Below are 19,568 nucleotides of genomic sequence, written 5' to 3'. Positions count from 1 at the left end.
CGGGCCAGTGTAGGCGTGCGGCCACGGGTAGGCTCGGTACATGGAGCTGTGGTTGTCCCTGCTGGTGGTCGCGATCGTGGTCGTCTTCCTCGTGTCGCGGAACAACAAGAAGCGCGCCGAGGCCGAGCTCGCCGACGCGCAGGCCGAAGCGCGCCGCCTGCACGAGCGCCTCGGCGGCCAGACCATGAACCTCACCGCGCCGGGGGACAACCTCCCGGCCGGGCAGGCCCTCGCCGACGCCGGCGAGCGCTACACCGCGGCCGGCTCCCAGCTGGAGCAGGCGCGCACGATCAACCAGTACCGGCTCGCGGCCGAGACCGCGATCGAGGGCCTGCACTACGTGCGGGCCGCCCGCACCGCGATGGACCTCGACCCGGGTCCGGAGATCCCCCAGATGCGCGGGCAGCGCCGCACCGGCGCGCTCACCGAGCCGGTGAGCGCCGAGGTCGAGGGCCGCCGGTACACCGGCTCGCCCGACCCCAGCGACGAGAACCGCCACTACTACCCGGGCGGCAATGTGGACGGACGCCCCGTCCCGGCCGGCTGGTACAACACGCCGTGGTGGCAGCCCGCGCTCGCGGGCGCGGCGGGCGCGTTCGTCGGCATGATGGTGCTCGACGCCCTGATCACGCCCGCGTACGCGATGGGCGCGGTCGAGGGCGGGTACGCCGACGGCTACCAGGACGGCTACGCCGACGGCGGCGGCGACGCGGGCGGGGACGCCGGCGACGCGGGCGGCGGCGACTTCGGCGGCGGTGACTTCGGGGGCGGCGACTTCGGCGGCGGCTTCGAGTAGCCCCGCCCGCACGGACTCCAGGCCCCCGCCGCTCCCGGCGGGAGGCCTCGCCGCGTCCGGGCCCCGGCAGGGTGCAGAACGGGTAATGCGGCCACTACTCGCTGCGAGTCCCAAGGGCCCCAACGGATATGCGCAACCTTCCTTGTGATCTTGGTCACTATTCAATGTCGACGGTCCGTTTCCGCGCGGTTGACGAAGCGTTACCTCCGCCGCCGGAGCGTCCCGGTTCCGCCGCGCTGCACGGGAATCTCCCGAGTTCACGGGCTCTGACCGACCCTCCCGGTACGGGCCTTTCGTTCACTTTGGATCATCTGGCCGTTACCGGAGTTCTGTGAACGCCTGCCCGAACCATGCAAAGTGGGGCCTTGTGCGTTCGTTTGTGGACTGGCACCGTGTCCTGGTCGGCGTGCGCGCATCCACGCGAGCGCCGCGCGACCCCCCTTGCTCCGGGGCGGCACCCCGCGCCCGGAGCCCAACAGAACAGGAGCCGTCGTGACGAATCCGCAACGACGATGGCGTCGAATCCTCGCCGCTTCGGCCGCGGGCCTGCTGGTATCGGCCATGCCCGGTACCGCCGCCCTCGCCGAGTCCGACACCGACGCCCTCATCGAGGAGAAGGCCGCCGCCGACCTCCTCGCGCTCATCGAGACCGAAGGCGAGGCCGAACTCTGGGTGCGCTTCGAAGGAGCCCCCGACTTCGGCCCCGCCCTCGCCGCAGACACCAAGACCGAGAAGGGCTCCGAAGCCGTTGCAGCGGCCCGGGAGTTCGCCGAGACCTCGCAGAAGGACGTGATCGACCTCCTGGAGCGGTCCGGTGTCGAGTACGAATCCTACTGGGGCTCGAACACCGTCCGCGCCGTCGGCGGCAAGGACCTCGTCGCCGACCTCGTCCAGATCGACAATGTGGACGCCCTCGTCCAGGCCCCCGAGTACGAGCTCATCGAGCCCGTCGCCGGCTCCGGCTTCGGGACCACCGCCGCCGAGTGGGGCGTCGACGCGATCAACGCCCCCGACGTGTGGGACCTCGGCTACGACGGGACCGGCGTCGTCGTCGCCTCCATCGACACCGGCGTCGACTACGACCACCCGGCCCTGGTGAACCAGTACCGCGGCAACGACGGCGACGGCACCTTCACCCACGACTACAACTTCTACGACGTCGCCAACACCTGCGCCGGAGACGCCCCCTGCGACACCAACGGCCACGGCACCCACACCATGGGCACCATGGTCGGCGACGACGGCGGCGCCAACCAGATCGGCGTCGCCCCCGGCGCCGAGTGGATCGCCGTCAACGGCTGCTGCCCCAGCGCCGCCGCGCTCCTGGACGCCGGCGAGTGGATCGCCGCGCCCACCAAGGCCGACGGCTCCGACCCCGACCCGTCCAAGGCGCCCGACGTCGTCAACAACTCCTGGGGCACCACCCAGTCCGTCGACGACCCCTTCTACGAGGACGTCGTCGCGCTCTGGCACGCCGCCGGGATCATCCCCGTCATGTCCCTGGGCAACAACGGCGAAGAGGGCTGCGAATCGGCCGGCTCGCCCGGCCTGTACCCGAACGTGATCGGCGTCGGCGCCTACGACTCGGCCGGCGAGATCGCGTACTTCTCCGCCCGCGGCCCCGGCCGCGACGGCCAGGTCAAACCCGACCTCGCCGCCCCCGGCGTCGCGGTCCGCTCCGCGGTCCCCGGGACCGGCTACGGCCTCAAGAACGGCACCTCCATGGCCGCCCCGCACGTCGTCGGCGCGATCGCGCTCATGCTCTCGGCCGCGCCCGCGCTCGACGGCGACTACGACGGCGTCTACGAGGCCCTCACCGGCACCGCCGTCCCCGTCGACGACGACCAGTGCGGCGGCGCCGCCGACCTCAACAACGTGTGGGGCCACGGGAAGCTCGACGCGCTCGCGGCCGTCCTCGCGTCCCCGATCGGCGACACCGGCTCGATCTCCGGCACCGTCACCGACCAGGACGGCGCGCCCGTCGCCGGCGCCGAACTCGCCTTCACCGGCGCGTTCACCCGCACCGCGACCACCGGCGACGACGGGACGTTCACCATCCCCGTCATCCCCGCCGGCACCTACGCGGCGACCGTGACCAAGTTCGGGTACGGCGAGACCACCGGCTCGGTGACCGTCGCCGCCGACCAGGACGCCGTCTTCGACGCCGTCCTCACCGCCGTCCCCTCCGGCACCGTCAGCGGCACCGTCGTCGACGGCGGCGGCCACGGCTGGCCGCTCGCGGCCACCGTGAGCACCACCGGCGGCGAGGTCTCCACCACCACCGACCCGGTCACCGGCGAGTTCTCCCTGACCCTCCCCGAAGGCGAATGGGAACTCCTCGTCGAAGCCGACTACCCCGGCTACCAGGACGTCACCGTGGACGCCGTCGCCGCGGCCGACCTCGTCGTCGAGGTCCCGATCGGGGAGGACTGCACCGCGCCCGGGTACGGGTACGCGCCGCTCGGCAACCGCTTCGCGACCGGGGCCGCCCCGGCCGGGTGGACCGTCGTCGACCGCGGCGTCACCCCCTGGGAGTTCGACGACCCGGGCGCCCGCGGCAACCGCACCCCCGGCTCCGGCGGGTTCGCGATCGCCGACTCCGACGAGCAGGGCTCGGGCAGCAAGCTGTTCGACTCCGACCTCGTCTCCCCGGTGTTCGACCTCTCCGCCGCCGACGAACCGGTCCTGACGTTCGCGACCGACTACTACAAGGGCTCCTACAACACCGTCGCCGAGGTCCTCTTCAGCCCCGACGCCGGCGTCACCTGGGAGACCGTGTGGGCCCCGACCGCCAACGCCCGCAACCAGACCGTCACGATCGACCTGTCCGAATGGGCCGACGCGACCGCCGCGCAGGTCAAGTTCCACTACCACGACAACCGCACCTGGGCCTGGTGGTGGCAGATCGACGACGTGTTCGTCGGCACCTCCCGCGACTGCGCCCCGCTCGACGGCGGCCTGGTGCGCGGCACCGTGACCGACCTCGAGACCGGCGAGCCCTTCGCCGGCGCCGCGGTCACCCACACCGCCTCCGGGTACCAGGCGACCACCGGCGCCGACGGCGCCTACTGGATGTTCGCTCCCGGCTCGGGCCCGTCCGAGTTCACCGCCGTCGTCGCCGACCACGGCTCCGCCACCGAGCAGGTCGCGATCGCCCCCGACGCCGTCACCGTCGCCGACTTCGCGATCGGCGTCGCGAACATCAGCGCCAGCACGACGAGCATCAGCACCTACGTGCAGCAGGGCGCGTCCTGGTCGACCCGGGTCAGGCTCACGAACACCGGCACCGCCGACGGGACGGTCACGTTCTCGACCGGCGGCGGCGGGTTCGCGATCCTCGGCTACGAGTACCCCGGCGACACCTCCTGGCTGACCACGAGCGCCGACTCCGTCGTCGTCCCCGCCGGCGGCTCCGTCACCGTCACCGTGAAGACCAGCGCCACCGCCGCCGGCGGCGTCGACCAGCCGGGCACCTACACCGCCCAGCTGACCGCGAACGTCGTCAGCCCCCACCCCTCGCCCGTCATCGACGTGTCCATGCTCGTCGTCCCCACGGTCGAACAGGGCAAGGTGACCGGCACCGTCCTCGCCGCCACCTGCGAGGGCGAGACCGTCCCCATCGGCGACGCCCAGGTCCAGGTCCGCTCCGCCGACGGCGACGCGTTCCACTTCTGGACCGCCGAGGACGGCACGTACGCGTACTGGTTCCCCGAAGGCGACTTCACGATCATCGCCTCCAAGGACGGCTACGCCGCCGACTTCGGCAACATCGCCCTCCCCGCCGGCGACACCGCCGACCTGAGCTTCACCCTGGAGGAGCTGAACTGCTGAGACGCAAGTGAAACCGCCCCCCGCCGCACCGCGCCGGGGGGCGGTTCCCGTTGTGCCTAAATCACAACCAATGCAACCCGGACGGGCCTTCGGGGCGTACAGCCGTTGGGGACCCCAAAGTGGAGCTACCCCTGCCAACATGTCAATAGTCACCAAACCCACTACTCCGGACAACACACCCAACGGCCCCGGCGCCGCCGGGGCCACCCCCCCAAAGGAGAGTTCGTGACAGTTGCACAGCGGCGCTCGCGCCGCATCCTCGCCGCCGCCCTCGCGGGCGCGCTCGTCCCGGCGGCGGTCGCCTCCGGCGCGGCCGCCCAGGAGGCCGAGACCACCGAAGCCCTCATCGCCGAGAAGGTCGCCCCCGACATCGTCGCCGAGATCGGCGACGCGGGCGACGCGGAGCTGTGGCTCCTCTTCACCGGCGCCCCCGACTACGACGCGGCGCTCGCCGCCGACACGAAGGAGCAGAAGGGCGCCGCCGCGGTCGCGGCCGCCAAGGCCTACGCCGAGACCTCCCAGCAGGAGGCCGTCGCCGCCCTCGAAGCGGCCGGCGCCGACTACGAGACCTACTGGGGCGCCTCGACCATCAAGGTCCGGGCCGACGAGGACCTCCTCGCCGACCTCGTCGCCCTCGACACCGTCGAGCAGATCGTGGCCGCCCCCGAGTACGGCATGATCGAGCCGGTCGCGCCCGGCGGCAAGGAGGAGGCGACCGGCGGGTTCCAGACCTGGGACGCCGTCCAGACCGCCGCCGCCGAATGGGGCGTGGCCGACGTCGGCGCCCCCGAGGTCTGGGAGGACGGCTTCACCGGCGAGGGCATCGTCGTCGCCAACATCGACACCGGCGTGCAGTTCGACCACCCCGCGCTCGCGGACTCCTACCGCGGCAACAACGGCGACGGGACCTACACGCACGACTACAACTTCTACGACATCCAGGACGCCTGCGTCGGCGACGACCCGTGCGACTCCGACGGCCACGGCACCCACACCATGGGCACCATGGTCGGCAACGACGGCATCGGGGTCGCGCCCGACGCCGAGTGGATCGCGGTCAACGGCTGCTGCCCGAGCATCGAGACGCTCATCGAGGCCGGCCAGTGGATCGCCGCCCCCACGGACTCGGAGGGCCGCAACCCGGACCCGCTGAAGGCCCCGCACGTCGTCAACAATTCCTGGGGCACCACCCTCCCCGGGTACGACCCGATCTACGCCGAGGTCGTCGAGCTGTGGCACGCCTCGGGCATCATCCCGGTCTTCGCCGCCGGCAACAACGGCGACGCGTGCCTGACCATGAGCACCCCGGGCGTGTACGAGAACGTGATCGCCGTCGGCGCCTACGACGAGAACCACGAGATCGCCGACTTCTCCTCCCGCGGCCACGGCCTGAACGGGACCCTGAAGCCGGACCTGTCCGCGCCCGGCGTCGAGGTCCTCTCCGCGCTCCCCGGCGACGAGTACGGCACCGGCGACGGCACCTCCATGGCCGCGCCGCACGTCGCCGGCGCCATCGCCCTCCTCATGTCGGCGTCGCCCACCCTGGAGGGCGACTACGAGGCCGTCTACGAGACCGTCACCGGCACCGCCGTCGACACCGCCGACGACCAGTGCACCGGCGACAAGGAGGCGAACAACGTCTACGGCCACGGCCGCGTCGACGTCGAGGACGCCGTCGACGAGGCCCCGGCCGGCAAGTTCGGCTCCCTCTCCGGCACCGTCACCGACCAGCACGGCGACCCGGTCGCCGGGGCGCGCCTCGTCTTCGAGGGCGGCGTCGTCCGCGAGACCGCCACGAACGCCGACGGCGAGTACGCGTTCGAGCGCATCCCCGCCGGCCGCTACCGCGTCACCGTCTCGAAGTTCCTCTACGGCGAGGCCACCGGCACCGTCCGCGTGAACCGCAACGCCGCCGCGGTCTTCGACGCCGAGATCGAACTGCTGGAGACCCGGACGGTCGCCGGCAGGGTCGTCGACGGTGGCGGCCAGGGCTGGCCGCTCGACGCCACGGTCGAGACCGCCGGCGGCGAGGCCGCCGCCGAGACCGACTCGTTCACCGGCGAGTACAGCCTCGTCATCCCCGCCGAAGGGGACTGGCCGCTCACCGTCGAGACCGACTACCCCGGCTACGAGGCCCTCACCGTGGACCCCGACGACGCCGCACTCGTCGAAGTGCCGCTCGCCGCGGGCTGCCTGGCCCCCGGCTACGGGTCCGACGTGCTCGACGAGCGCTTCGAGTCCCTGGCGGCCCCCGCCGGCTGGGAGGTCGTCAACAACGGCGAGGACGAGTTCCCGTGGGTGTTCGACGACCCGTGGGGCTACGGCAACATGACCCCCGGCTCCGGCGGCTACGCCGAGGCCAACTCCGACGCGTCCGAGATCGAACTGCTCACCGACACCGACATGATCACCGCGCCGTTCGACCTGAGCGCCGCCTCGGAGCCCACGCTGTCCTTCGCGAACTTCTTCGTGGACGACGGGATCGGCTCCGAAGCCGAGGTGCTCCTCTCCGCCGACGGCGGGGCGACCTGGGAGCAGGTCTGGTACACCAACGAGGACCTCGAGGCCACGGTCGAGACCGTCGACCTCTCCGCGTGGGCCGACCAGACCGCCGTCCAGCTGAAGTTCCACTTCACCGACAACGCCACCTGGGCCTACTGGTGGATGGTCGACAACGTCCGCGTCGGCGGTTGCGACGCCCTCGACGGCGGACTGGTGCGCGGCACCGTCACCGACGCCGCCACCGGCGACCCGGTCGCCGGCGCCCGCGTCCTCGACGCGGCCTCCGGCCAGGCCGCCGTCACCGGCGCCGACGGCGAGTACGTCCTCTTCACCGACCCCGGCGACCGCGCCCTCGAAGTGAGCGCCGACGGCTACGCGACCGCCACCGTCGACGCGGCCGTCGCCGACGGCGAGGTCACCGGCGCCGACGCCGAACTGGAGGCCGAGTCCTAAGCGAACCGACGCACGAGGGGCTCCCCGCCGCGGCGGGGAGCCCCTTCCTTCACGTCCCGAATCCTCCTGCGGCGCTTCAGGAAGCGAGGAACGGATAGTCCGTGTACGCCTCCGGGCCCCGCCCGTACATCGACCGGTCCTCCCGCACCGGATTCAGCGGCGCGCCCGTCCGGTACCGCTCGACCAGGTCCGGGTTCGCCAGGAACGCGCGCCCGAACGCGATCAGGTCCGCGCCCGCCTCCAGCAGCTCCACCCCCTTCGCCAGCCCCCCGTCCGCCGGGATCGGCAGCTCCTCGCCCAGCTCCGGATTCGCCACCAGCGGGCCCGTCCAGCGCCCCCGCAGCTTCCCGAACAGCGGCTCCCCCGGCAGCGCCCGCGCGATGTGGAGGTAGGCGAGGCCCAGGTGCGACACCGCGTCCAGCAGCGCCGGGAACACCTCGTCGCCGTCCGAGACGTCGATCCCGTTCCCCGTGTTCCACGGCGAGATCCGCAGCCCCGTCCGCTCCGCGCCGACCTCCGCCGCCACCGCCTCCACGACCTCCACCACGAACCGGATCTTGTTCGCCGCCGAACCGCCGTACGCGTCGGTGCGCCGGTTCGTGCTCGACGACAGGAACTGGTTGAGCAGGTACCCGTTCGCCGCGTGGACCTCCACGCCGTCCGCGCCCGCCCGCAGCGCGTTCCGCGCCGCCGCGACGAACTCGCCCCGCGTCCGCTCCAGGTCCGCCGCGGTCATCTCGACCGGGACCGGCGCCTCCTGATGCCCGGTGGGCGTGTGGATCCCGCCCGGCAGCCGCACCGCCGACGGCGCCTGCGGCAGGTGCCCGCCCGGGTTGTTGTCCGGGTGGCCGATCCGGCCCCCGTGCTCGATCTGGAGGACCAGGCGCCCGCCGCCGGCGTGCACGGCGTCGGCCACGGCCCGCCAGCCCTCGACCTGCTCGTCGTCGTAGAGGCCCGCGATCTCGGGGTACGTGAACCCGAACGGGCTCGGCGTGGACGCCTCGCCGACGATGAGGCCGGCGGTGGCGCGCTGGCCGTAGTACTCGGCCATGAGCGGCAGCGGGACGCCCTCGAACGTGGCGCGGTTGCGCGTCATCGGGGCCATGACCATGCGGTTGGGGAGCTCCAGGGCCCCGAGCGTCGTCGGCTCGAAGAGGCGCCGGGCGGTCGTTTCGTTCGTCATACGGGTACGGTAGAACCTGACACCGATGTGAGGTTCAAGGGATTGTGAGGCACGCCATGCGAATCGGGGAGCTCGCCAAGCGGACCGGCGTCAGCGTCCGCTCGCTGCGCTACTACGAGGAGCGCGGCCTCCTCGCCTCGGAGCGGACGCCCGGGGGCCACCGCGAGTACGCGGAGCGGGCCGTCGACCGGGTCATCCGCATCCAGGTCCTGTTCGCCGCCGGGCTCGACTCGACCACGGTGGCCTCGGTCCTGCCGTGCATCCACGACGAGGACGGCGGCCCGAACGAGCACACCACGGAGAGCCTCGCCCGGGAGCTCATGGCCGAGCGCGACCGGATCGACCGCACCATCGCGGACCTCCAGCGCACCAGGTCCATCCTGGACGAGGTCATCGCGACGGCGGCGCTGCCGGAACCCGCGCCGGCCCGGTAGGCAAGGGGCGGAACGCCTTTTGTTCCGCCCGGCCGCTACCACTCCGCGAACGTGCCGTCCCTGAGGCGCCACACCTGGTTGCGCCAGCGGTGCGGCTCCCGCGCGGCCTGGCGGACCGCCGCCTCGTCGACCTCGATGCCGAGGCCCGGTTTCGTCGGACGTGCGACGTACCCTTCGTCGAATGCGAACACCGCGGGGTCCACCAGGTAGTCGAGCAGGTCGTTGCCCTGGTTGTAGTGGATGCCGAGGCTCTGCTCCTGGATGAGGAAGTTCGGGGTCGCGAAGTCCACCTGGAGGCTCGCGGCGAGCGCGATCGGCCCGAGCGGGCAGTGCGGCGCGAGCGCCACGTCGTACGCCTCGGCCATGGCCGCGATCCGCCGCACTTCGGAGATCCCGCCCGCGTGCGAGAGGTCGGGCTGCGCCACCGCGATCCCGGTGGGGAGCACGTCCCGGAAGTCGGCGCGCGAGAACAGCCGCTCGCCCGTGGCGATCGGGATCGAGGTGCCGGCGGTGACCGCCGCGAGGTCGCGCGAGAACTCCGGCAGGACGGGCTCCTCGACGAACAGGGGCAGGACCGGTTCGAGGAGCGGCAGGACCCGGCGCGTCATCGCGGTGGAGAACCGGCCGTGGAAGTCGATCGCGATGTCGAAGTCGTCGCCGACCGCGGCGCGCAGCTCGGTGAACTGCGCGGCGATCCGGCGCACGGCCGCGGGGGACTCGATCGGCCCGAGCTGGGCCGCGCCGTTGCACTTGACGGCGTCGAAGCCGCTCTCCTTGGCGCGCAGGGCGTCTTCGGCGAGCGCTTGGACGGTGTCGCCGCCGACCCACGTGTAGACGCGGACCTTGTCGCGGACGGCGCCGCCGAGGAGGTCGTACACGGGGACGCCGAGGGCCTTGCCCTTGATGTCCCACAGGGCCTGGTCGATCCCGGCGACGGCGCTGGAGAGCACCGGGCCGCCGCGGTAGAACCCGCCCTTGGTCATGACCTGCCAGTGGTCCTCGATCCGGGAGGCGTCGGCGCCGACGAGCCGCTCGGCGAGGATCTCGACGACCGCGGCCACCGCTTCGGCGCGGCCTTCGACGATCGGCTCGCCCCAGCCGACGATCCCGTCCGCGGTCTCGATGCGGACGAACAGCCACCGGGGGCGGACGAAGAAGGTCTCGATGCTGGCGATGTCCAAGGGAACCTCGATCTCTGGTGGGGGAAACTCGGGGGTGCGGGGCGGCGGCGACTGACCCGGCCGCCGTAGACGGCCGCAGCGCCCGCGGCGTACCGCGCTCCACCGGGCGCGCCGGTCACCGCCGGGGGCGGCGCACCGACCGGCCGGCCAGGGCACCGGTCCGCCGTCCGTCCCGGATCGCCAAGGCGCCGTTGACGAACACGTACGGGACCCCGGCGGCCTGGCGCCGCGGCTCCTCGAACGTCGACCTGGCGTCCACAGTGGCCGGATCGAAGAGCACGAGGTCGGCCGCGTAGCCCTCCCGCACGAGGCCCCGGTCGGTCAGGCCCAGCACAGCGGCCGGGCGGCCGCTCAGGTGCGCCACGCACTCCTCGACGCTGAACAGCCCCAGCTCCCGCGTGTAGTGCCCGAGGTAGCGCGCGAACGAGCCCCACGCGCGGGGGTGGATCTTGTCGCCGGCGAGCACCCCGTCCGACGATCCGGTGTGGACGCCGTGACGCATGATGGCGCGCACGTTCTCCTCGTTCCCGACGTGCATGAGGCAGCCGGTCCCGAAGTCGTCGCGCACGATCAGGTCGAGGAAGAACTCGGCGGGCCGCCGCTCCCCGGCGGCCTCGGCGACGGACTTCCCGACGTACCCGCGCAACCGCGGGTCCGCGACGCTCGCGATCTCGTACCTCGCCCAGTCGGCGGGCACCCCGTTCGCGCCGTCGGTGCCGGTCACGTCGAGCTCGTGCACGATCCGCGCCCGCACCGCCTCGTCCGCGAGCCGCTCACGCAGGGCCCCGTAGCCGCCCGCGAGCGACCAGCTCGGCAGGAGCGCGGCGAGCATCGTCATGCCCGGCAGGTACGGGTACGTGTCGAGGCTGACCGGCACGCCCTCGTCCAGGGCCTCGTCGACGAGCTTGAGCAGCTCGGCCGCGCGGCCCGCGTTCACCTCGTAGTTCAAGGTGGCGTGCGCGAGGTGCAGGGCGCAGCCGGACTCGCGGCCGATCTGGATCATCTCCGCGTAGCCCTCCATCGCGCCGGCGCCGTAGCTGCGCTGGTGGGGGCCGAAGTAGCCGCCGTACCGCGCCACGACCCTGCACAGCTCGACGAGCTCCGCGGTCGCCGCGTACATGCCCGGCGTGTAGCTCAGCCCGGCCGAGAGCCCGAACGCGCCCTCCTCCATGCCTTGCGCCACTTGGGCTTTCATGACCTCCAGCTCGGCGGCGGTCGGCGGCCGGTCGTCCCAGCCCATCGCGAGCATCCGCACCGTGCCGTGGGGGACCAGGTAGGCGGCGTTCACGGGCAGGCCCTCGCCGTCGACGCCCCGGTCGAGGCGGTCGAGGTACTCGCCGACGGTGCGCCAGTCGAAGTCGACGTCGAGGCGGCCGTTCCACGCGGCGATCGCCTCCCACATCTGCGGCGCGGTCGTCTCGTCGACGGGCGCGTAGGAGAGGCCGTCCTGGCCGAGCACTTCGAGGGTGACGCCCTGGCCGAGCTTGGCGAGGTGCTCGCGGTCGGTGAGGACCGCGAGCTCGGAGTGGGCGTGCATGTCGATGAACCCGGGCGCGAGCACGAGCCCGCCGGCGTCGATCGCCTCGGCGCCGTCGAGGCGCTCGCCGATCCCGGCGATGCGGCCGTCCCGGACCGCGACGTCGGCCCGGTACACGGGCGCGCCGGTCCCGTCCGCGATCTCGGCGCCCCGGATCACGAAGTCCGTTTCGGTCATGCGACGCCCTCCCCGACTGGCACGTCGGGTCAGTCTACGCAGGCCAGGGCGTCGATCTCCACCAGCATCTCGGCCCTCGGGAGCGTGCAGACGACGGTGGTGCGGGTCGGGTAGGGCGCGCGGTCGCCGATCCGCTCGGCGAGGAACGCCTCGTAGACCTCGTTCATCGCGGCGAAGTCGGCGCGGTCCTTGAGGTACACGCGGAGCATCATCACGTCGGCGAACTCGGCCCCGCCGGCCTCGACGACCGCGGCGACGTTCTCCAGCGTCCGCCGCGTCTGCGCCCGCACGTCGCCGGGGAACAGGTACTCGCCGCTGGCGGGGTCGACCGGGCCCTGACCGGAGACGGTGAGCAGCGGGCCCTTGCGCACCCCCTGCGGGAAGGCGTGCGCGGGGGCGGGAGCGGCGTCGGTGCGGATCGCGATCTTCTCAGACATATAGTGAAGATACCTTCCTATTGATTCCGACCCGAGCGACGGCGGTGACCATGACCGAGCCCGAACCGACCTCGCGACCGAGCGAGCCCGCGGTGCCGCCGCCCAGCTCCGCGATTGTGGCCCGACCCGCGCCCGATTCCGCCGCCCGCCTCGAGCCAGTGGCCCAGTCTCCGCTCGACCCCGCAGCCCGCGGTGGCTCCGCGGCCCCGGCTCCGATCGGCCCTCGCCCTGGCACCGGTACTAGCGCCAGCGCGGTTACGGTGGCCCAGCCGCCGCTCGATCCCGGGGCCCGTCTCGCGACTGCGGCCCGAACTCCGGTCGGCCCCGGCCCCGACGCCCGCCACGCGGCCGCGGCCCAACCTCCGCAGTCGCCGCTTAGTCCCGGCACTCTTACTAACGCTGCGCTCCAGCCCCGGTTCGATCCCGAGACACGCTCCGCAGCCGCGGCCGGCCCGCCTCTGAGCCTGATCCCGCACCCGCACCCGACCACCGCCACCCCTCCGGCCATGGACACCGCCCGGCTCGCCGAGCTCTACGACGAAGTCCTCGACTGGCGCCACAAGGGCATCCCCGCCTCGGCCCACGGCCGGACCATCGCCGAGTGGATCGCTTCGGGGCCCCCCACCCCCACCCTCCCCACCCCCCTCGTGACCATCTCCGCTCAAGCGCTTGAGCACAACCTCCATGCCATGGCCGCCTGGTGCGCCGAGCGTGGTCTCTCGCTCGCGCCCCATGGCAAGGCCACCATGGCCCCTCAGCTCTGGCACCGGCAACTCGAAGCCGGAGCCGCCGCCATCACCGTCGCCACCCCCTTTCAAGCCGGCGTGGCCCGCCGCTTCGGCGTGCCGCGCATCCTCATCGCCAACCAGGTCGCTGATCCCGCCACCCTGGCACAACTAAGCGTATGGGCCGGCTCAGGCACTGCCATCGGACTTTTTTCCGATTCGACCCTGACTATCGACAGGTATTCCGCGGCCTTCTCTACGACCATCGACGTCATCGTCGAGCTCGGCACCCCCGGCGGCCGCGCCGGTGCGCGGGGGATCGAGGCCGCGCTCGCCGTCGCCTTGCGCGTCGCCGCCGCGCCGAACCTGCGGCTCGCGGGCGTCGCCGGGTACGAGGGCTCAGTGACCGCCGGGACCGACCCGGCCGCGATCGCGGCCGTCGACGCCTACCTCGACGACCTCGCAACGCTCTACGCCGCCTTGGACTTCGAGGTCGACCGGCCCGTCGTCAGCGCGGGCGGCAGCGCCTACTTCGACCGGGTCGCCGCCGTCCTCGGGCCGCTCGCGGGCGAAGCCGAAGTGCTGCTGCGCTCCGGCTCCTACCTCGTCCACGACCACGGCTGCTACGCCCGCACGACCCCGACCGCCCGCGGCGGCGACGGGCCGCACCTCCTGCCGGCCCTCGAAGGCCGCGCCCGAGTCCTCTCCCGGCCCGAGCCGGGCCTGGCGATCCTCGACGGCGGCCGACGCGACTTCCCCTACGATCAGGATCTTCCGATCCCGCTGGGCCGCAGCGGAACCGCCTGCCCTCAGATCAGCGACCAGCACCTGTTCCTCACGGGCGCAACGGAAGACCTCCGAGTCGGCGACACCGTTCGACTCGGCCTCTCGCACCCGTGCACGAGCTTCGACAAGTGGCGGCTGATCCCCGTCGTCGACGATGAGCGCGGCGTCGTGGTCGACGCGATCCACACCTTCTTCTAAGGCGCGACCCGGTCCGACTCGGCCCGGGCGTTCATCTGTCCGCGCCGACCGGCCGATTCGAGGACGATGAGGACGCCCAGCAGCACGATGCAGGCCAGGGCGAAGTACACGCTGAACGCGGCGACGTCGGCCCGCAGTACGGGGTCGGGGAGCAGGAGCGCTAGGAACGTCGACTTCGTGACGATCGCCGCGGCCGCCACCGGGACGCGGACCCTCTCGGCGAACGCCGCCCACACGATCGCCGCGCCGAGCGCGGCATCGGCGCGGCTCCGTGCCGCTCCTCGCTCGAAGGCTTCAGGCGTCCAACGCCTCCCGCAGCGCGTCGACCGCGGGCCGGTTGCCCGGCAGCCAGGGGACGGAGTCGAGTTCGCCGGGGAGGAGCCAGCGCAGCTCGGCGTGCTCCTTCGCGTGCGGCTCGCCGCGGGCGACGGCGGCGTAGTAGACGCGCAACAGGAACCGGCCGCCGCCGGTCGCGAGGTCGCCGGTGACGCGTTCGCCCACCTCGATCTCGACGCCGAGCTCCTCGCGGCACTCGCGGCGCAGCGCCTCGGCCTCGGTCTCGCCCGGTTCGAGCTTGCCGCCGGGGAACTCCCACAGGCCGGCGAGTTCGGGCGGGTAGGCGCGGGCGGCGGCCAGGACGGCGCGGCCGTCGAGGATCGCGGCGCCGACGACGACGCGCGGTCCGGCGGTGCTTGCTTCGCTCACCGGCCGGAGTCTAGGCGGGTTCCGGGGCATGGCGACGGGGCGGTCGCCGTCTGGGAAAGGGCCCCCGGTTTCGACCGTAGCCGGGGGAACCTGAAGGGGAGCTGAAGCGGGCCGCAGGGGCGGGGCGCGGGGCGTGCGGAGCGTTTTGGGGCCGCCCGGTGGCGCTGGGTGTGGCCGGGATGCGGGCCGCCGGGGGTGAGGCGCGGGGCGTGCCGGCCGCTATGGGATCGGGCGGTGGCGCTGGGGGCTGTGACCGGGATGACGTCGTTTCGTTATCTTTCGTACGAGCCATAACGATGCGTGAACACCAGTGAGCATCGTGTTGCTCATACGTTCGGATGATGTTGCATGGCCCGGGCGGTCAGGAATCGTGTCCGTCGGCACAAAAGAAGAGCAGAACCGTCCTGGGAAGTCCGCGATACCCGATTAATCCCGTTTGCCGCCCTGGACAGAAGCTGAACAACGGGGAAGACTCGGTTCAGAAATGATAAAGATCCGGCGACAATTCAGACACGAACGCCCCTCGTGCCTGCCGGGTCGCTTGTCAGACCAACCTTACTGATCGGTCGCGGCCCTGCTCCGGCAGGGCGCAGCTCTGCTGAACGCGGCACTTCGGAACGGCGACGACGAATGGCGACGGTGCCATGGGGAGAACGGAGCAAGACGACAACGTGCTGCTGGACGCACTGAGGGAGCTCAACGGTTGGGTAGCGGACGACGGCCGCCTCTCGCGGTCGCTGCCGCTCGACGACTCCCAGCACGCCGAGCTCGCGGAGCAGATCAAGATCTTCGCCGACACGCTCGGCGTCCGCCCGGACGTGCGGCGGACCGACGAGGCCACGCTCATCGTGCTCGCCCGTGAAGGCGGGTTCAGCCTCACCGACGTGACCTTCGCCGGCCGCGTCGAGACCGCCTACATCACCATCGCAGGGGACCTCGCGACCCAGGAGACCCACCTCTCCAAGGGCCGCTTCCGATGGCTCAGGCGCGGCGAATAGCCGAATGGCCGCCCGCGGGCGGCCGACACCGACAAGGCGGACCGCCGGGAACCCCACCTCCCGGCGATCCGCCGCACAGCGAGGAGGCCCGCACATCGTGCGGGCCTCCTCGCTTGCGCGGCAACGAATGCCGCGGCTCACACGTTGAAGCGGAACTCCACCACGTCGCCGTCGGCCATGACGTAGTCCTTGCCCTCCATGCGGACCTTGCCCGCGGCCTTGGCCGCCTGCATCGTGCCGGCCTCCACCAGGTCGCCGAAGGACACGATCTCGGCCTTGATGAAGCCGCGCTGGAAGTCCGTGTGGATCTCGCCGGCCGCCTCGGGGGCGGTCGCGCCGCGCTTGATCGTCCAGGCGCGCGTCTCCTTCGGCCCGGCCGTCAGGTACGTCTGGAGGCCGAGGGTCTCGAACCCGACGCTCGCGAGGCGGTCCAGGCCCGGCTCGGTCTGCCCGGTCGACTCGAGCAGCTCGCGCGCCTCCGCCTCGTCGAGGTCGATGAGCTCGGACTCGAACTTGGCGTCGAGGATCACCGCCTGCGCCGGGGCCACCAGCGCCCGCAGCTTCGCGGCCAGCTCCTCGTCCGAGACCTGGTCCTCGTCGACGTTGAACACGTAGATGAACGGCTTGGCCGTGAGCAGGTGCAGGTCGTACAGCAGCTCGGTGTCGAGGCCGGCGGCGAAGATCGTCTTGCCGCCGTCGAGGACCTGCTGCGCGGTCTGGACGGCCTCCAGCTTGGCCCGGGCGTCCTTGTTCATGCGCGCCTCGCGCTCGAGGCGCTTGAGGGCGTTCTCGACGGTCTGGAGGTCGGCGAGGATCAGCTCGGTGTTGATCGTCTCGATGTCGTCCACGGGGGAGACCTTGCCGTCGACGTGGGTGACGTTGCCGTCCTCGAAGACGCGCACGACCTGGGCGATCGCCGAGGTCTCGCGGATGTTCGACAGGAACTGGTTGCCCTTGCCAGCGCCCTCGGAGGCGCCCTTGACCAGGCCCGCGATGTCGACGAACGTGACGGTGGCCGGGAGGATCTTCTCGGAGTCGTAGATCTCGGCCAGCTTCGGCAGCCGGTCGTCCGGGACGGCGACGACGCCGACGTTCGGCTCGATCGTCGCGAACGGGTAGTTCGCCGCGAGGATGTCCGAGCGGGTCAGCGCGTTGAACAGCGTGCTCTTGCCGACGTTGGGCAGGCCGACGATACCGATGCTGAGTTTCACGAGAGTCAAGTGTAGGCGGCGCCGCGGCGCGGCCCTGCGGCGCGACCTCGGAAGGAGGGGGCGCCCACCTGCGGGGCGGGGGTCGGGCGGCCGGGGTCCGTCCCGCGGGCGGGCGCCCGCCGGCTCAGGCGGCGAGGAGGCCGATCCCGAGCGTCAGCGTGCCGGCGGCGAGGCTCGCGGCCCCGAGGTAGAGGACCGCGATCGCCCGGTTGGGCTCGGTGCGGCCCGCGCCGGCCATCGCGGCGAAGAATCCGCCGGACATGAGGATCGCGGCGAGCGGGATCGCCGCGCGGGCGGTCCAGCCCCAGAACCCCTCCAGCCCGGTGGCGTCGGCGAGGACCAGGCCGACGAGGCTGAGGATCACCAGGACGCCGGCGTGGGCGTGCCCGGCGCGCGAGAAGGACTTCTGGAACTCGGTCAGCGGCACCTTCCCGGAGACGACGCGGACGAGGAACGTGCCGCCGAACTCGATGGTGACGACGGTGAGCAGGACGATCCCCGCGAGCAGCCGGGAGGCGTCGCTCAGGGCGAAGGCGGATTCGAACATCAGGGGCTCCGATCTGACGGCGGCGCGGAGTCGGAAGGCGCGCCGCCGTCTTGACAGTGTCAAGTTTCCTCGGTGATTGTAGCCCGCGGTATTTGACACTGTCAAGATTTGGGGTACGGTGGTCCCGTGACCGACCGCTACCACCACGGCGACCTCCGCCGCGCCCTCATCGAGGCCGCCGTCGAGGCGCTGGGCGAGACCGGCCCGAGCGCCCTCAGCCTGCGCGCCGTCGCCAAGCGCGCCGGCGTCTCGCACGCCGCCCCGGCCCACCACTTCGGCGACAAGGCCGGGCTCCTCACCGCGGTCGCCACCGAGGGGTTCGAGCGCCTCGCCGACGCCCTCGACCGCGCCTGGCGGACCACCGGCGACTTCTACGCCGTCGGCGCCGCGTACGTGCGCTTCGCCATCGACAACCGGCCCTACTTCGAGACGATGTTCCGACCCGAGCTCCTGCACCCCGACGACCCCGACCTCCAACGCGCCGAGGCGCGCTCGCGCGCCGGCCTCTACCGCGGCGCCGGCGACCCGCCCGCCGACGGCGGCTACAACCCGACCGCGCTCGCGGCCTGGTCCCTCGTCCACGGCTTCGCCGAGCTGCTGCTCGCCGGGAACTTCCCGCAGGCCGTCGCCGACGACCCCGACGCGGCCTTCCGCGCCGTCGCGACCGTGACCCGCTTCGAAGTGGAATAGCCCGATACCGAGCCGGGGCTCGGCGCGGCTGCCCGCGCCGCCCCAGGGCCGCCCGCGGCTTCCTACGGTCCCGGGCTCGGTAGGAGATGCCTCACGCCCGATTGAGTTGTGGACAACTGAGTTGTGCACTAGAGTTCTCGGCATGGAAGCGACACCGAGACTCCGCGAGCAGGCCTGCTTCGCCCTGTACACCGCCTCGCGCGCGGTGATCGGGCTGTACCGGCCCATGCTCGACCGCCTCGGGCTCACCTACCCGCAGTTCCTGGTCCTCATGTCGCTGTGGGAGACCGACGGCCGCACCGTCTCCGAGCTCGGCGACGAGCTCCAGCTCGACTCCGGCACCGTCTCCCCGCTCCTCAAGCGGCTCGAGGCCGCCGGGTTCGTCGAGCGCCGCCGAGAGTCGGACGACGAGCGCCGCGTCACCGTCCACCTCACCGCGACCGGGGCCGCGCTCGAGAGCCAGGGCTGCGAGATCACCCAGGTCGTCGGCTCCGCCTCCGGCATGTCCTACGACGAGCTCGTCGCCCTGCGCGACCGGCTCAACGAGTTCACCCACGCCATCCGAACCCGCGAATCCTCCAACGAGTAAGGGAACACCACATGGAACCGCTCTACGTCGCGCACGCCGTCTCCTCCGGTGAGGGCCGCAACGGCCGCGTCGCCACCGACGACGGCATCATCGACCTCGAACTCGCCATCCAGAAGGAGCTCGGGGGCCCCGGCGGCAAGGCCAACCCCGAGCAGCTGTTCGCCGCAGGCTACGCGGCCTGCTTCCACAGCGCCCTCCAGGCGGTCGCCCGCCAGGCCAAGGTCGACCTCGGCGCCTCCACCGTGGAGGCCAGCGTCGGCATCGGCAAGGAGGGGGAGGGCTTCGGGCTCAACGCCATCCTCGAGGTCTCCACCCCCGGCGCCGTCCGCGACGTGGCCGAGGGCCTCGTCGAGAAGGCGCACATGGTCTGCCCCTACTCGAACGCCACGCGCGGCAACATCGTGGTCGAGATCGACCTGGTCCAGGCCGCCGACGACTAGGCTCCGCACGCGACAGGGCCCGGCATCGCGGTGCGATGCCGGGCCCTCGAACGTGAAAGGGGTGTGTCTCGGCGGTTGTCGGCAAATCGGACATTCGCAGCACCCCTGACAACAACCCTGCCCCAGGGGTACGACAATCTCGTCGCCG

The 19,568-nt window shown here is 72.2% G+C and carries 17 protein-coding genes; 9 read left to right on the top strand and 8 right to left on the bottom strand.

Going from position 1 to position 19,568, the window contains the following annotated elements; translation table 11 throughout:
- Nucleotides 1–40: 40 nt before the first annotated feature.
- From EIW28_RS19340 to EIW28_RS25485, 3 genes are all read left to right on the top strand, one after another.
- Nucleotides 41–796 (top strand): hypothetical protein, encoded by a 756-nt coding sequence (locus tag EIW28_RS19340; protein WP_125249345.1) that lies wholly within the window; start codon nt 41–43, stop codon nt 794–796.
- A gap of 492 nt (nt 797–1,288) precedes the next feature.
- The gene (locus tag EIW28_RS19335; protein WP_148102615.1) at nt 1,289–4,627 is read left to right on the top strand and encodes a S8 family serine peptidase; all 3,339 of its coding nucleotides are present in this window, start codon (nt 1,289–1,291) and stop codon (nt 4,625–4,627) included.
- A gap of 225 nt (nt 4,628–4,852) precedes the next feature.
- The gene (locus tag EIW28_RS25485; protein ID WP_125249343.1) at nt 4,853–7,582 is read left to right on the top strand and encodes a S8 family serine peptidase; all 2,730 of its coding nucleotides are present in this window, start codon (nt 4,853–4,855) and stop codon (nt 7,580–7,582) included.
- 76 nt (nt 7,583–7,658) lie between these two features.
- On the opposite strand, the gene EIW28_RS19325 is transcribed toward EIW28_RS25485, so the two are convergent.
- The gene (locus tag EIW28_RS19325; RefSeq protein ID WP_125249342.1) at nt 7,659–8,765 is read right to left on the bottom strand and encodes an alkene reductase; all 1,107 of its coding nucleotides are present in this window, start codon (nt 8,763–8,765) and stop codon (nt 7,659–7,661) included.
- 56 nt (nt 8,766–8,821) lie between these two features.
- On the opposite strand from EIW28_RS19325, the gene EIW28_RS19320 reads away from it, so the two are divergent.
- A complete protein-coding gene (locus EIW28_RS19320; RefSeq protein WP_125249341.1) occupies nt 8,822–9,199 on the top strand; it encodes a MerR family transcriptional regulator in 378 nt (125 codons plus the stop codon).
- Nucleotides 9,200–9,234: 35 nt separating this feature from the next.
- Here EIW28_RS19320 and dgoD read toward each other — a convergent pair whose 3' ends face one another.
- The 3 genes from dgoD to EIW28_RS19305 all read right to left on the bottom strand — a co-directional run bounded on the left by dgoD (nt 9,235) and on the right by EIW28_RS19305 (nt 12,531).
- Nucleotides 9,235–10,380: a galactonate dehydratase gene (gene dgoD, locus EIW28_RS19315; RefSeq protein WP_125249340.1), complete on the bottom strand. Its 1,146-nt coding sequence runs from the start codon at nt 10,378–10,380 to the stop codon at nt 9,235–9,237.
- Nucleotides 10,381–10,495: 115 nt separating this feature from the next.
- Nucleotides 10,496–12,094 (bottom strand): N-acyl-D-amino-acid deacylase family protein, encoded by a 1,599-nt coding sequence (locus EIW28_RS19310; RefSeq protein WP_125249339.1) that lies wholly within the window; start codon nt 12,092–12,094, stop codon nt 10,496–10,498.
- Nucleotides 12,095–12,123: 29 nt separating this feature from the next.
- A complete protein-coding gene (locus tag EIW28_RS19305; protein WP_125249338.1) occupies nt 12,124–12,531 on the bottom strand; it encodes a RidA family protein in 408 nt (135 codons plus the stop codon).
- Nucleotides 12,532–13,037: 506 nt separating this feature from the next.
- Between EIW28_RS19305 and EIW28_RS19300 the strand changes: the two genes are divergently transcribed.
- Nucleotides 13,038–14,240, top strand: a complete 1,203-nt coding sequence (locus EIW28_RS19300) for an alanine racemase (protein WP_125249337.1) — start codon at nt 13,038–13,040, stop codon at nt 14,238–14,240.
- Here the strand turns inward: EIW28_RS19300 and EIW28_RS19295 are convergent.
- Both EIW28_RS19295 and EIW28_RS19290 read right to left on the bottom strand, forming a co-directional pair.
- Nucleotides 14,237–14,476 (bottom strand): hypothetical protein, encoded by a 240-nt coding sequence (locus EIW28_RS19295; RefSeq protein WP_125249336.1) that lies wholly within the window; start codon nt 14,474–14,476, stop codon nt 14,237–14,239. The genes EIW28_RS19300 and EIW28_RS19295 overlap by 4 nt on opposite strands.
- Before the next feature lie 58 nt (nt 14,477–14,534).
- Nucleotides 14,535–14,945, bottom strand: coding sequence for a (deoxy)nucleoside triphosphate pyrophosphohydrolase (locus tag EIW28_RS19290; RefSeq protein WP_197717372.1), 411 nt, complete (start codon nt 14,943–14,945; stop codon nt 14,535–14,537).
- 644 nt (nt 14,946–15,589) lie between these two features.
- On the opposite strand from EIW28_RS19290, the gene EIW28_RS19285 reads away from it, so the two are divergent.
- Nucleotides 15,590–15,943, top strand: a complete 354-nt coding sequence (locus EIW28_RS19285) for a pterin dehydratase (RefSeq protein ID WP_187350632.1) — start codon at nt 15,590–15,592, stop codon at nt 15,941–15,943.
- A 137-nt stretch (nt 15,944–16,080) separates the two neighbouring features.
- On the opposite strand, the gene ychF is transcribed toward EIW28_RS19285, so the two are convergent.
- Both ychF and EIW28_RS19275 read right to left on the bottom strand, forming a co-directional pair.
- Nucleotides 16,081–17,154, bottom strand: coding sequence for a redox-regulated ATPase YchF (ychF, locus tag EIW28_RS19280; RefSeq protein ID WP_187350631.1), 1,074 nt, complete (start codon nt 17,152–17,154; stop codon nt 16,081–16,083).
- Between the two features lie 124 nt (nt 17,155–17,278).
- Nucleotides 17,279–17,701 carry a hypothetical protein gene (locus EIW28_RS19275; protein ID WP_125249333.1) on the bottom strand — a complete coding sequence of 141 codons (423 nt, stop codon included), beginning with the start codon at nt 17,699–17,701 and terminating at the stop codon, nt 17,279–17,281.
- 126 nt (nt 17,702–17,827) lie between these two features.
- Between EIW28_RS19275 and EIW28_RS19270 the strand changes: the two genes are divergently transcribed.
- The 3 genes from EIW28_RS19270 (at nt 17,828) to EIW28_RS19260 (ending at nt 19,420) form a co-directional block, all read left to right on the top strand.
- Nucleotides 17,828–18,391, top strand: a complete 564-nt coding sequence (locus EIW28_RS19270) for a TetR/AcrR family transcriptional regulator (RefSeq protein WP_125249332.1) — start codon at nt 17,828–17,830, stop codon at nt 18,389–18,391.
- Nucleotides 18,392–18,533: 142 nt separating this feature from the next.
- Nucleotides 18,534–18,980: a MarR family winged helix-turn-helix transcriptional regulator gene (locus EIW28_RS19265; RefSeq protein WP_125249331.1), complete on the top strand. Its 447-nt coding sequence runs from the start codon at nt 18,534–18,536 to the stop codon at nt 18,978–18,980.
- Nucleotides 18,981–18,991: 11 nt separating this feature from the next.
- Nucleotides 18,992–19,420, top strand: a complete 429-nt coding sequence (locus tag EIW28_RS19260; RefSeq protein WP_125249330.1) for an organic hydroperoxide resistance protein — start codon at nt 18,992–18,994, stop codon at nt 19,418–19,420.
- Nucleotides 19,421–19,568 lie beyond the last annotated feature (148 nt).

Source organism: Glycomyces terrestris, assembly GCF_003933745.1.
GTDB classification, from domain to species: Bacteria; Actinomycetota; Actinomycetes; order Mycobacteriales; family Micromonosporaceae; genus Glycomyces; species Glycomyces terrestris.
This window is presented reverse-complemented; position numbering and strand designations above follow the sequence as displayed.